11 protein-coding genes are annotated in these 12490 nt (G+C 54.4%); 2 read left to right on the top strand and 9 right to left on the bottom strand.

Annotation, left to right across the window (positions count from 1 at the left end; translation table 11 throughout):
* The first annotated feature begins 61 nt into the window (after positions 1–61).
* Positions 62–313: a hypothetical protein gene (locus ACYVI1_RS02015; protein ID WP_460906162.1), complete on the top strand. Its 252-nt coding sequence runs from the start codon at positions 62–64 to the stop codon at positions 311–313.
* On the opposite strand, the gene ACYVI1_RS02010 is transcribed toward ACYVI1_RS02015, so the two are convergent.
* The 7 genes from ACYVI1_RS02010 to ACYVI1_RS01980 form a co-directional block, all read right to left on the bottom strand.
* Complete coding sequence (locus ACYVI1_RS02010) at positions 310–858, bottom strand: hypothetical protein (RefSeq protein ID WP_460906160.1); 549 nt, start codon at positions 856–858, stop codon at positions 310–312. The two genes, ACYVI1_RS02015 and ACYVI1_RS02010, sit on opposite strands and share 4 nt — an antisense overlap.
* Positions 859–957: 99 nt before the next feature.
* Positions 958–3135 (bottom strand): ATP-binding protein, encoded by a 2178-nt coding sequence (locus tag ACYVI1_RS02005; RefSeq protein WP_460906158.1) that lies wholly within the window; start codon positions 3133–3135, stop codon positions 958–960.
* A gap of 109 nt (positions 3136–3244) precedes the next feature.
* On the bottom strand, positions 3245–3736 hold the full coding sequence (locus ACYVI1_RS02000) for a YybH family protein (RefSeq protein ID WP_460906156.1): 492 nt from the start codon (positions 3734–3736) through the stop codon (positions 3245–3247).
* Positions 3737–3751: 15 nt separating this feature from the next.
* Complete coding sequence (locus tag ACYVI1_RS01995) at positions 3752–5329, bottom strand: amidase family protein (protein ID WP_460906154.1); 1578 nt, start codon at positions 5327–5329, stop codon at positions 3752–3754.
* 381 nt (positions 5330–5710) lie between these two features.
* On the bottom strand, positions 5711–7999 hold the full coding sequence (locus tag ACYVI1_RS01990) for a xanthine dehydrogenase family protein molybdopterin-binding subunit (RefSeq protein ID WP_460906152.1): 2289 nt from the start codon (positions 7997–7999) through the stop codon (positions 5711–5713).
* Entirely contained in the window at positions 7996–9036 is a 1041-nt protein-coding gene (locus tag ACYVI1_RS01985; protein WP_460906150.1) for an FAD binding domain-containing protein, read from the bottom strand. Before ACYVI1_RS01985 ends, ACYVI1_RS01990 begins: the two co-directional genes overlap by 4 nt.
* A complete protein-coding gene (locus ACYVI1_RS01980) occupies positions 9033–9578 on the bottom strand; it encodes a (2Fe-2S)-binding protein (RefSeq protein WP_460906148.1) in 546 nt (181 codons plus the stop codon). The genes ACYVI1_RS01985 and ACYVI1_RS01980 overlap by 4 nt, the downstream gene beginning before the upstream one ends.
* Before the next feature lie 198 nt (positions 9579–9776).
* Here ACYVI1_RS01980 and ACYVI1_RS01975 point away from each other — a divergent pair, with 198 nt between their 5' ends.
* Positions 9777–10847 carry a YihY/virulence factor BrkB family protein gene (locus ACYVI1_RS01975; protein WP_460906146.1) on the top strand — a complete coding sequence of 357 codons (1071 nt, stop codon included), beginning with the start codon at positions 9777–9779 and terminating at the stop codon, positions 10845–10847.
* Positions 10848–10851: 4 nt separating this feature from the next.
* Here ACYVI1_RS01975 and rhaM read toward each other — a convergent pair whose 3' ends face one another.
* Together rhaM and ACYVI1_RS01965 are read right to left on the bottom strand one after the other, a co-directional pair.
* A complete protein-coding gene (rhaM, locus tag ACYVI1_RS01970) occupies positions 10852–11166 on the bottom strand; it encodes an L-rhamnose mutarotase (protein WP_460906144.1) in 315 nt (104 codons plus the stop codon).
* 109 nt (positions 11167–11275) lie between these two features.
* Entirely contained in the window at positions 11276–12415 is a 1140-nt protein-coding gene (locus tag ACYVI1_RS01965; RefSeq protein ID WP_460906142.1) for a glycoside hydrolase family 88/105 protein, read from the bottom strand.
* Positions 12416–12490 lie beyond the last annotated feature (75 nt).

The following is a 12490-nucleotide window of genomic DNA, read 5'->3' as shown; positions in this document are numbered from 1 at the left end:
TCTGCGCTAATCTCTATTGCCATGCCTCCTGTCCGCAAATCCAGCAATCCCGACGAGATTCATGTGTACGACAATCGGAGCGCCGAACCGTTCATACTGGTGGGCCAAAACGCCACAGGAACGCCTGGCGGCTGCGCTTAAACTGATTCGGCGGGCCAAAGCTATCTACTACGCAAACCCCAAAAACCCACCGTTAGGCAATGGCCGACAAGTACTTAAATCGTCAACACCGATTGAGCGTAATAAGCTACGCAATGTTGAACCCCAGGACCTGCTCGATTTAGAAAACCTGCCCCCTCAGGCGGATAACTAAACGAGTTTCGCTACCTCGTCTAACGCCTTGAGTTCCAGCAGTAGTTTCCATTGCTCGGAGTCGAGCCATTGACGGATGGTCAGGTCGATGAGTCCTTTGTCGATGGCGTAGTCGAGGCCTTCCATGACCCGGCGGTGCTTTGGTTCGGAGTGACCGATGCGGACGTAATAGTCTTTTAAAAACTGCTGTTTATCAGTGGTCAGCAGGGAGAAGGTCTCCCCCGTTCGGGAATCGCGCAGGAAGATTGGGTAGGCATTCCAGAACTCCAGGGCGGCCTTTTCGCGGTCCTGATCGAAGAGGTCCCGGCCCAGTTCGTCCGTCAGGATGAAGAAGTCCATGTAGTAATAACCGGCCTTGTTAAGGTTGAGAATCAATCCCCGGTCAACTAAGTTACTGATTTCTTCGGCCGAGAAGCTGGGGCCTTCCTGGCCGAATTTATACATGGCCGCGTACTGCCGGGTGTGGGTTAAAAATAAAAAAATGTATTGATTCGGGGTGAGGTTGTACCGCGACAGTGCATCGAGGTCAATTTCGATCTTAGTCATAATTACTAACGTTTACGGTGGTCGATTTGCACATATAATGCACAATATACCGAAACAATTAATAACTGCAATACATAATTCTGTTTTACCTGTTTCTATCTACAGCGCCGGCAGATATACCCAGAATGTAGCGCCCTGGCCCGGCTGGCTGTTGGCCGTAATAGCTCCTCCATGATTTTCGACTACCTTTTGCACAATAGCCAGTCCAATTCCCGTACCGGCATACTGACTCCGGCCATGCAGCCGCTGAAACACTTCAAAAATGCGGTCCAAATACTTTTCATCGAAACCAATGCCGGTATCAGCTACCGAAATCTGGTAGAAAGCGTCGTGCCTGCTGGTCGGTTTTACGGCATCGGGCAGTTGGGTGGCCGGTATCTTCTGGCACCCAATCCGAATGTGCAGGGGTCGGTCAGCTTGCCGAAATTTGATGGCGTTAGACAGTAGGTTTTGAAAAAGCTGGCCTAATTGCGACGATTCTCCACGCACTACCGGCAACGAGGCAATCTCGACCTCCGCGCCCGACTCCTGCAGAACCAGGTCTAAATCGGTCAGTACGCCCTGCATGACCTTATCCAGCGACACAGCCACAAACGACTCTCGTTGCGTTGTAATGCGGGAGTAGGCCAGCAGATCTTTAATCAAACCCGACATCCGGCTGGCGGCTATCTGCATTCGCTCCAAATGGCCGATGCCCTCGCCTAACTGATCGGCAAACTGATTTTTGAGCAGATCGCCGAAAGATTGTATTTTCCGCAGCGGCTCCTGAAGATCATGGCTGGCTACATAAGCAAACCGCTGTAAATTGTCGTTAGACCGCTGGAGGTCGGTATTTGAGCGTTCAAGATTGTGGTTGGCCCGGCTTAATTCCTGCGTTCGTTCGGCCACACGGGTTTCCAGTAATTCAGCCAATCGTTTCTGTTCGTTAATGTCCGTGCAGGTGCCAAACCACTTTGTAATAAGGCCATTACCATCCCGAATGGCCGTAGCCCGCGTCAGAAACCAGCGGTACACGCCCGGATTACGGGGGTCGTCCAAGCGAAACTCAATCTGGTAAAATTCGCCGGTACGCAGGCTGTAGGCCCAGGTGTCGAAACACCGCTGAAGGTCGTCGGGGTGAAGCATATACGCCCAGCCCGCGTCGCCGTATCCCCGGTCTTCACCGGCATACTCGTACCATCGCTGGTTGAAATAGTCTAAGAAACCGTCGGGCCGGGCAGTCCAGACGATTTGCGGCATGGAGTCGGCTAACTGGCGAAACCGGGCTTCACTTTCTTCAATCTTCCTGCGGGCCAGCACCGATTCGGTCACCTCCGTCACCACAGCCATCACGCTGTTTATGGCGCCGTCGGCCTCACGCATGGGCTGGTAGGACGCACTCACATAGACGGTCTCCAGCGTGCCGTTGCGGATAAGGGTTGCGGGCATCTCGCTATAGACGAACGTTTCGCCCGTTGTCAACACGCTTGCCAGTATCTCCTCAAAACCGGCATTACGGGCTTCGAGCAGAACGTCGAACATGGGTTTGCCCACAATTTCGGCAGTTGTCCGGTTCCATATCTGGCACATGCGTTCGTTGGCAAAGTCAACGATGTGGTTGGGTCCGTATAAGATGCAAATGGCAACGGGGGCCTGTTCAAGCAGGCGACGAAACTGTTCGTTGGCCTGATACTGACCTGATGGGTTTACCGGTTCCAAGGCCAACGGACTCTTCATGTCAACGGGTTCATCGGCCAATGGCGTGCCGCCCGTCAACTCGGCAAATGCCTGTAAACGCCGTTGCTGAAGCACATCAAGTATACTATTCGTTTCGTCGTGACAGGTGCAGAATAACCCGCCAACCGTTCCAGTTTCAGTACTAATGGGGCTGTATGATACGCTGGCCCATTTTTCTTCGGCAAAGTCCAGCAGGTTTTGGTACAGCATCCGGTTTTTATCATGTACCTGCTCGCCTTGAAAAACAGTATGTACTATGGGGATTAGCTGATCCCAGATTTCCGGCCAGAGTTGCGCTCCCCCTTTGCCGATAACGGTGGCATAGCGACTGCCCAGCAGGGGTGAATACGCATCGTTATGGAAATGGGTCAGTTCCGGCCCCCACCAGACAAACATAGGCTGGCCTGAGTGAAGCAGAATGTTGATGGCTGTGCGGAGACTTTGCGGCCACGTTTCGATGGGACCAACAGCCGTTTTTGACCAGTCGAAAGTCCGAATCCGGGCACCCATTTCACCACCACCGACTAAAAATTGGTCTGTTCGTACAGATATGTTTTGCATTCAACGTAGGGAAACGGACAAAAGGAAGGTCCAGACATGCGAATTTAGTGCTTAATCTGAACTTACCAGTTCATGGGTAGAAATGAGTTTTTGTTGAAAAATTAGTCAATCATTTCCCACAGGCTGCGCTTCCGGTGCAGGCTAAGTTTACAAAAAGTTCGGAGCGGATTCTCCAGCCCACGTCGGTCTTGCGCCACATGGCCAGATAAACGCCCGTCAGGGTTTGAATGCCGTCGGGGCGCTGGAAACGGCCCGTCCAGTGACCCTGCTCAGCCGCCAGAGGACCGGACGTACTGACCCGTATGCTATCGGTTTCGCGAACATACCCCAGAAAATTAGCATCCCTGAACTGTACTGCTACCGACGCCAGCACCGAATCGCGCCCCGACAGGTGCGGGCCACTGCCCCGCGTCACGTCAATATCGGGCAGCATCGTTTGCCCAAAAGCGACGAGGTCACGGGCCTGAATCGCCCGGTTCGACTGCGCTCGCAGGGCACGTATCTTAGCGATATCCGATGACCCGGAAGACGTTGACTGCGCCAGTGAGCAACCGGAAATGAGCATGACTGCCAGCCAGAACCAAACTAAACGTGATTTCATGATTAAGTTGTGCAATTACATTCGGGCGATTCTTCGTTTCCGCTTTGGCAGAACTGGCGTACTTTCCGGTGGTCGTCGGTGGAGGGTTGCCTGCTCGTAGGCATAACACAACCGAACGAGCACAGGCTCGCTGAAGGGCCGCCCGAAGAACTGCAAACCAGCGGGTAAGCTGGTGTAGGTGAAGCCCATCGGAACGGTAAAAGCCGGGAAGCCCGTCGGGGGCGCGAGGGCGTTATTATTCGTTCCCGACGGCGTGTTCAAATCGCCGATGAGCCGGGGCGGGTAACTAAACGACGGATAGACCAGCGCATCAACCCCGGTCGAATCCATTGCCCGGAGCAGTAGTTGCCGGAGTCGTTCGCGCAGCCCCATGTTCTTAGCCCAGCCTTTGTGGGCTTCGGGGGCCAGCGTATCGGCCTGCGCGTCGAGTAAGGTTTTTTCGAGAAACGGGTGATACTGCTTCGATTTGATGATGGAGGCCAGGGTTTTGTGGGGTGCATTCGGCCCCAAGCTGGTTAGATACAGGTTGAAGTCGCGCTTCAGTTGCGGAATGGTATCGTAAGACTTGTTGATGGTATCCAATTCCGCTACCCGAACCGAATCAACCACGATGGCTCCGGCTGCCCGCAGTTCGTCCAGTGCTTTATTGAACAAGGCATAAACTTGCGGGTCAGAGTTTTTGGGCATACATAACTGACGAAACACACCAATTCGTGCCCCTTTCAACCCATTCTTATCCAGAAATTGCCGGTATGTCGCCGGAATTTTCCCGACACTTCGATGGGTCACCGAGTCGGCCTTATCGTAGCCCGCCATTACGTCGAGCACCCGCACAGCATCGGCCACCGTCCGGCAGATTGGCCCACCCGTATCGTTTGTCATGGCTAAGGGCGCAATGCCGTCGCGGCTGACGAGGCCCAGCGTTGGCCGAAATCCTACTAAACTCTGGTGCGATGCAGGCCCCCGAATGGAACTGCCCGTATCGGTGCCCAGCCCAATGGTTCCGAAGTCGGCCGCGACGGCAGCCGCCGTTCCCCCACTCGAACCCGCCGTTGTGCGCTTCGTATCGTAGGGATTTCGGGAATAGCCCGGCAGGATGGAACTGACCGAAAAGTGCCCCGACCAGGCAAACTCCGCCAGATTCGACTTGACAATGATGATGGCCCCGGCTTCCCGGATTTTCCGCACCACAAATGCGTCGTCGGGCGGGATGGAATTCTTCATGGCCAGCGTCCCATTAGTCGTTGGCATATCGTAGGTGTCGTAATTGTCTTTCACGATGACCGGAATGCCGTGCAGCGGCCCAACCAGCTTACCCGTCGCTTTATACAGCGAATCGAGCCGACGGGCTTCGGTGAGCGCCTTCGGGTTCACGAGAATGATGGCGTTGAGGTAGGGACCCTGTTTATCGTAGGCCTCAATCCGGTCGAGGTAAAGCTGCACCAACTGAACCGCTGTCAGTTTGCCAGTCTGCATGGCGGTGTGCAGTTGGTCGATAGTGGCTTCGCGCAGTTGCTTCGGTTTGAACGACTGTGCGTTGGCAGATGAAACAGGGAGCGTAAGAATAAGTAAACGAAGTAGCAGGTGTTTCATCCGTTGCGGATACATAAGGAAGGTTGATTCTGGTTGTGTGGGAATCAACAGAATAAATTAGTGACTTACAAGCTATTTGCCATTTTTTACTCATCTGCCAGGTCAACTGCGGAACAGAACAACAACCTTTCCAGTGTCTCCGCTTACCCTTACCCCAACGGTTGTGCCGGGGTGGCGACACCCGGAAGGTGGCCGCAGCAGTAGTTGGCAGGACCCCAATACGGTTGTGATGCTGTGGCGATTTATCGAAACGGCCCACTATGACACCGTAACCCGCCGATTTGGTCAGGATGGCGTTCGGGTCGACTTTCAGAGCAGCGTGAGTATCATCAACAAAACGAAAGACAAGCGGCCCGGCTGTAATCCTGTCAAAAAAAATACCTATAACAACTTATCCAGCGTAATGGGCAAATCCCGCACGCGCTTGCCCGTTGCGTGGAAGACGGCGTTGGCAATGGCGGCTGGCATTCCTACAATACCGATTTCACCTACCCCTTTCACGCCCAGCGGATTCACGATGTCGTCGTGTTCCTCCACGAAAATAACGTCGAGGTCGTGGATGTCGGCGTTGACGGATACGTGATATTCGGCTAAGTTGTGGTTCATAAACCGCCCGAAAGTATGGTCTAAGGCGCTTTCTTCGTGCAGGGCTTTGCTGATGCCCCATACCATGCCGCCCAGAATCTGACTCCGGGCTGTTTTCGGATTCAGGATGCGACCACCCGCCACGGCCGTCACCACCCGCGTTACTTTCACCGTGCCAAGTTCTTCATCCACCATAACCTCCACGAACACGGCTGAATGGACACACCGGGTGTACTTCATCAGTTTTAGCGGGTTTGGCAGGGTGCCCGTTGTTTTCCGAATGGCTTTGCCACCGTTTTGGTCAACGAGCGTCTGTAGCGAAACGGCCATTGATGGGTCGCTTTTGAGTCGCAGGTGTTTGTCGGCAAATTCAATATCTTTCCATTTCGCGCCTTTAAAGGGTGAACCAGGCATTTTTTTAGCCAGTTTGAGCAATGTCCTGCCAACTTCCTGACAGGCAGCCTGCACCGCCGACCCAATGGTTGCGGCTGTCCAGGAGCCGCCCGAAATAGGCGCAATGGGGAAGTCGGTATCACCTAATTTAAACAGCACGTCGCTCATAGGCAACCCCAGCGTGTCGGCGGCAATCTGGGTCATAATGGTGTACGTACCGGTGCCAATATCGGCGGTGGCGCTGCTCACCCGCAGTTTTCCGTTCACCATCAGCACCGCTTCGGCGCGGGCAGGCATATAATGAGCATCCCAAATGCCGGTGGCCATGCCCCAGCCAATCAGGTTGTGGTCTTTCTGCATCGAAAGCGGTTCATGGCTGCGGCTGCTCCAGCCAAATCGCTCGGCTCCCTGCCGAAAACACTCCCGGAGTTCCTTACTGGAATACGGTCGTTTTTTCTCGCTGTAGTCCTCCTCCGTGTAGTTTTTCAGGCGTAACTGGAGCGGGTCCATTTTGAGTTCATACGCCAGTTCATCCAGGGCTACCTCCAGAGCGTGCATCCCCGTTACGCCCCCCGGCGCACGCATGTCGAGCGGAGTGTACACGTCTAACGGCACCAATTTATAATCCAGTTTCACGTTCTCGACCGGGTACATCATTCCGCCCCAGTTAACGACCACCTCCGTATAATCTTCAAACTGCGAGGTTTCGCCCACGGCGTCATGATAGAGTGCGGTCATGGTTCCGTCGGCCAGCGCACCCAGGGCTACATTCTGCACCGTTGCCGGACGGTGGCCGAAGGTAAACATCTGCTGACGCGTGAGCGACACCCTTACCGACCGCTTCAGTTCGCGGGCCGCCATCACGGCCAGAAATAACTGATATTGTGGGCGCAAACCCGACCCGAAACCGCCACCGAGATAGGGCGAGAGCACCTGTATGTTTTTGAAGGGAATATTGAACACCTGCGAGACGTAGAGAATGCTGTTCGTAACGCCCTGCGTTTTGTCGTAAATGATTAGTTTCTCATCAGCCTGTTTTCCGCTTTTACCGGCTTCGTACACGACCGTCGTGGCAAACATTTCCATCGGGTTGTGGTGTTCGGCTGCGTGTACATACCGCCCGTTCATGGTTGCCGGGGCCTCGGCAAACGCCGTCTCGAAGTCACCGCGCGGTTTGGGTGGTGGTGGTTTCAGCAGGTCGGCCACGCCATGTTTGGGTTTGCGGGCCTCGTGCAGATTCGCTTCCAGGTCGGTTTCGTGGGTATCTTCTTTGTAGTCAATCCTGACCAGCGACGCAGCATAGCGGGCCAGTTCAAACGTTTCGGCCACCACTAAGGCAATGGGCTGCCCACTGTAGTTGATTTTCTCATTGTGCAGTGGTCGAAAAGGCGAGCCCGGTGGCGTGTCCTGGTCTTTGTAGCTGATGTCGAACCACGCGGTTTTAGGCCGGTTTTCATAGGTAAAAACCTGTAAAACGCCCGGCAGGCTCAGCGCATCACCCGCGTCGATTTGCTTGATTTTTCCTTTGGCGATGGCACTAGAGATGACATAGCCATAGGCCAAATCCGGCGAGAAGAACTCGGCAGCGTATTTGGCTACGCCCGTTACTTTCTCTATCCCATCAACACGGCTGATGGGTTGGCCGATTGACGGGGTCACGGCTGTTGAGTTGCTTATTGCTGACGTATTCATGCGGTTGGTTCGAGTTTAGCAGCCTGGCCTAATGCCCGCACAATGGCGCGTTTAGCCAGCTCGATTTTAAAGGTATTGTGCCCATACCCCTGAGCGCCCGCCAGCAATACTTCGGCGGCAGCCCGGAAGTTCTCGTTGGTAGCAGGTTTTCCAACCAGCATGGCTTCGGCTTCGGGTTTACGCCAGGGTTTGTGGGCTACCCCACCGAGGGCAATCCGGGCCGTTGTGATGGTGTCGCCCCGGCCAGCGTTCCGGTCCAGTTCCAACCCAACCGCTACCGATACCAGCGCAAAGGCATAAGAAGCCCGGTCGCGGAGTTTCAGGTACATGAAGTTGTCGGGGAAGCCTTTGGCGGGCAGGTCGATGGCCGTTATAAGTTCGTCGGGCTGGAGGGTATTGTCGATATGGGGCGTATCACCGGGGAGCCGGTGAAAATCGGCAATCGGAATGACGCGTTCGCCATTCGGTCCCGTCACGCGCACCTCGGCTTCGAGAGCGGCCAGGGCCACGCACATATCCGATGGGTGGGTCGCAATGCACTGAGGTTGAGCCAGTTCGCCGTTGCGGTCGCGTTCCCGTGTCCCCAGGATCGCATGAATCCGGTTGTAGCCATTGAGGGCCGAGCAGCCCGAGCCGGGTTCGCGTTTGTTGCAGGGCGTGGCTAAATCGTAAAAATAATAGCAGCGGGTGCGTTGCAGCAGGTTGCCGCCATCGGTAGCCATGTTGCGTAGCTGGGGCGAGGCCCCCGCCAGAATCGTCTGCGACAAAAGCGGGTAGCGCTGAATAACTCGCTCATCATAAGCGGTGTCGGCATTGGTCATGAGCGCACCTAAGCGTAATCCACCCGCAACGGTTTCAGTGATGGTGGCCAGCGGCAGGCGGTTAATGTCGATTAAGTGCGTGGGCCGTTCGATATTTTCCTTCATCAGGTCGATGAGGTTGGTACCGCCTGCAATGAATTTTGCGGTTTGTTCGGCTGCCCGCTCGTTTACGGCAGTGGTTACGGCCTCGGCCCGGAAGTAGGTGAAGCTGTTCATGCCGTTTTCTGATTCTTGTTCATTACTTCCTCAATCGCATCGACAATATTGGTATAGGCCCCACACCGGCAGATGTTGCCACTCATCAGTTCCCGAATGTCGGCGGTTGTCCGGGCTTTTCCCTCATTCATCAGCCCAACCGCCGAGCAAATCTGGCCGGGCGTGCAATAACCGCACTGAAAGGCATCGTAGTCGATAAACGCCTGTTGCAGGGGATGCAGGCCATCCGGCGCATCGGTGTGGGTTTGGGCCAGCCCTTCGATGGTGGTGATTTGGGCACCCTCCTGCATAATAGCCAGCGTCAAACACGAATTTATGCGCTTGTTGTTAACCAGCACCGTGCAGGCTCCGCACTGGCCGTGGTCGCAGCCTTTTTTAGTGCCCGTCAGGTGCATATACTCGCGCAGGGCATCGAGCAAACTGGTCCAGGGGGCAATCTGTAGCTGGGTTTCAGTGCCATTCACGGTCAGGGTTACCGTGTGAACAGGCGGTAATGAAGGGGGGCGTTTATCCAGCCGTCGCGGTTCTTTAGCAGGGGTCATAAGGGGTTGGAGTAAGTCGAGTGTATACTCCGAACCGGGAGCGATAAAGGTTGTTCAAAAAAATAAAGACTGCCAGGACGTTTTGCGTTTTAGTTGCCTCAAATGGCTACATCAGGCCCAACCAGTAACAACTTCCCGCTGGTTTAGTTATCTGAATGGATTGAAGCTACTTCACTCAGCAATCCAACCATGACGCTCATGAAAGATTTATTCATGCGGTTCTACAGGAAACTGTTCGCCGACTCAATACCTATGGAGACCGGGGATACCAAGGACAAAGAGACGAAGGAGACGCAGGGCGATAAGACGAAGAATACGAATAGAGGCTTTTTCCCCAACCTCTGGACTGTGCTCAAGGATGCGTTCAGCGGTTTTCAGGATGACCGCTGCCTTAAATTAAGTGCAGCGCTGGCCTATTACACCATTTTTTCGTTAGCCCCCCTGCTGGTACTTATTATTTCAGTAGTGAGTATTTTTCTGGGCGAAGAAGCGATTCGCGGCCAAATCTTTTCGCAAATCAACGGCCTGGTCGGCAACGAAGCGGCCAAACAGATTCAGGATATGATTAAGAGTGTGGGGCTGTCGGGCAAAACCAACACTGCCTTAGCGCTTGGGATTGTCACCCTGCTGATTGGCGCGAGCAGTCTGTTTGTCGAAATTCAGGATTCGGTTAACCTCATCTGGCGGGTGAAGCCTAAACCCAAACGGGGCTGGCTGAAACTCATTAAAGACCGGCTGCTCTCCTCCTCGCTGGTTGTCAGCCTGGGGTTCCTGCTGATGGTTTCGCTGATTGTCAACGGTATGGTGCTGGCCATGAGCGATTACATGACCCGTTTTATTCCCGGTATTGGGGTGTATATCATCTCTGCTATTAATTTCCTGATTAGCACTGCGGTTGTCTCCCTACTGTTTGCGGTCATTTTTAAAGTCCTGCCCGACGCCAAGATTTCCTGGAAAGCTGTACGCTGGGGGGCCATTTTTACGGCTGTTCTGTTTATGCTGGGACAATACCTGATTGGTCTGTACATCGAAACTACCAGTACCAGTTCAGCCTACGGAGCCGCTGGGTCACTAATCGTTATTCTGACCTGGATTTACTACACGGCGGCCATTCTCTACTTTGGGGCCGAGTTTACCCTGGCCTATGCCAATCACTTCGGGGTGAAAATTGAGCCGGCTGATTATGCGGTGTATGTTGAGCAAACCGAACGCGAACGCGACGTGGCTACCATTCCAACTGAAAAGAAAGTAGAAGAAGCGAAGAAGTAACGAGCTATTCCAGATGAAATACCCGCTCCAGCGGCACTACGACCGGCGAGTGGTCGGGGTTGGTATCCATTAAATCAGCCATGTAGGCCCACCACCGCTGCACAATGGGCTGGATAGGTAAGGCTTCTGCCGTGTTGCCGGGCACGCGCTTCTGAACGGCAAAGAGCGTGCCCGTGGCGCGGTCGAGGTAGATGGAATAGTCGCGAACACCCGCTTCGGTCAAAGCCGCCGACAGTTCAGGCCAGATGTCGTCATGACGGCGTTCATATTCAGCCGCCACGCCAGGCTTAAGTTTCATGGTAAACGCGATTTCTTCCATCTGTTTCAGGTTTAACGTTCCAGGTTTAACGTTCCAGGTTTCAAGTTGGCTGACGCCTAACCGCTCCGGCGGCCCGGCTGGAACGTTGACCCTGGACCCTGAAACAATCCTACCGTTTCATTTTATACAATTCGGTGCCCGCCAGCAGAAAACAACCCAGTCCATAGTCTTCAAAATCGGGCTTGCTGGTATACGTAACGGGCTGACCGTCTTTGGGTTCCTTGCCGGTTCCCTGCACGTAGGCCAGGAAGCCGTTCGGATGCACGCCGTCGGTGGCCATTGCGTTCCAGGCTTTGGTGATGATGGGCTGGTAGGTGTTTCCATCGAGCAGTCCGTGATTGACACCCCAGGCCATGCCGTAGACAAATAAAGCGGTCCCGGTTAGTTCTTTACCGCCGAAGTTGGTGGGGTCGTGCAGGCTTACATTCCAGAAGCCATCGGGCCGCTGGAGTGGCGGCAGTGCCCGCATCATTTCCAGATACGTTTTTTCGTACTCGGTCCGGTGTGGCACGTCTTTCGGCAGGATGTCCAGTACCCGCACCAGAGCCGCAACAACCCAGCCGTTCCCCCGCGACCAGTAGCAGTCCTGCCCGTTAGGTTCTTTGTAGGGCGGCACAAAATCCTTATCGCGCCACCATAAATGGTCTTCGGGATTGTAGAGACCATTGCCGCCCTGTTTGGTTTTCGAGTAGGTGTACATCTGGTACAATTTCTCAAAATAGGGGTTCGGTCCGTTGTGGTGGTCTTTCTCCAGAACCCCTAATTGGGCAAACACCGGCATGGCCATTTGCAGCGCATCGACCCAGGTCCAGTCGTCAATTTTGTCGCTTTTCACCATGGCGTCGATAGACGCTTTGATGGCGTGAATGCGCTCCGGCCTGCGCTCAATCTGGTATAAGTCAAGGTATGTCTGGCCGCAGCACTGGTCGTCGGCGTTGCGGGTGTTGATGCCGCTGCGAAGTCCCCACTGGTGTTTTTCGCCCCAATCCAGGGCATAATCCAGATAGGGCTTCTTCGGGTCGATGCCATACAAGGCCATCAGCCCTTCGTAATACACGGCCCTGGTCCAGATGTTGCTGGCCCTCGTTTTATTGGTTACAATTTCCTTACCGGGATCGGTCCAGGCTTGCCTGAAATAGGCATTGGCCAGCGTCATTTTAGCTAAAATGGCTTTCTTATCCGGCAGTTTCTGCGCCTGCGCGGTCAGCGTTACGGCAACGAGCAAGACGCAAATTCGGCTGATTCTCATGGTCAACGGTTCTATATTTCAGGTTTCAGGTTTCAGCCGGGCCGCCGGAGCGGTTGGCTGACGCCTAACCGCTCC

The sequence above is a fragment of the Spirosoma areae genome (assembly GCF_054781775.1).
The sequence above is the reverse complement of the archived record's forward strand: the minus strand, read 5'-3'. Positions and strand labels throughout refer to the sequence as shown.

Bases quoted from the DNA above. Each gene is read 5' to 3' on its own strand.
- ACYVI1_RS01980 (WP_460906148.1), bottom strand. From the start codon at position 9,578: ATGACCCCTGCTAAAGAACCGCGACGGCTGGATAAACGCCCCCCTTCA.
- ACYVI1_RS01990 (WP_460906152.1), bottom strand. From the start codon at position 7,999: ATGAATACGTCAGCAATAAGCAACTCAACAGCCGTGACCCCGTCAATC.
- ACYVI1_RS01995 (WP_460906154.1), bottom strand. From the start codon at position 5,329: ATGAAACACCTGCTACTTCGTTTACTTATTCTTACGCTCCCTGTTTCA.
- ACYVI1_RS01975 (WP_460906146.1), top strand. From the start codon at position 9,777: ATGAAAGATTTATTCATGCGGTTCTACAGGAAACTGTTCGCCGACTCA.
- rhaM (WP_460906144.1), bottom strand. From the start codon at position 11,166: ATGGAAGAAATCGCGTTTACCATGAAACTTAAGCCTGGCGTGGCGGCT.
- ACYVI1_RS02005 (WP_460906158.1), bottom strand. From the start codon at position 3,135: ATGCAAAACATATCTGTACGAACAGACCAATTTTTAGTCGGTGGTGGT.
- ACYVI1_RS01985 (WP_460906150.1), bottom strand. From the start codon at position 9,036: ATGAACAGCTTCACCTACTTCCGGGCCGAGGCCGTAACCACTGCCGTA.
- ACYVI1_RS01965 (WP_460906142.1), bottom strand. From the start codon at position 12,415: ATGAGAATCAGCCGAATTTGCGTCTTGCTCGTTGCCGTAACGCTGACC.
- ACYVI1_RS02010 (WP_460906160.1), bottom strand. From the start codon at position 858: ATGACTAAGATCGAAATTGACCTCGATGCACTGTCGCGGTACAACCTC.
- ACYVI1_RS02000 (WP_460906156.1), bottom strand. From the start codon at position 3,736: ATGAAATCACGTTTAGTTTGGTTCTGGCTGGCAGTCATGCTCATTTCC.
- ACYVI1_RS02015 (WP_460906162.1), top strand. From the start codon at position 62: ATGTGTACGACAATCGGAGCGCCGAACCGTTCATACTGGTGGGCCAAA.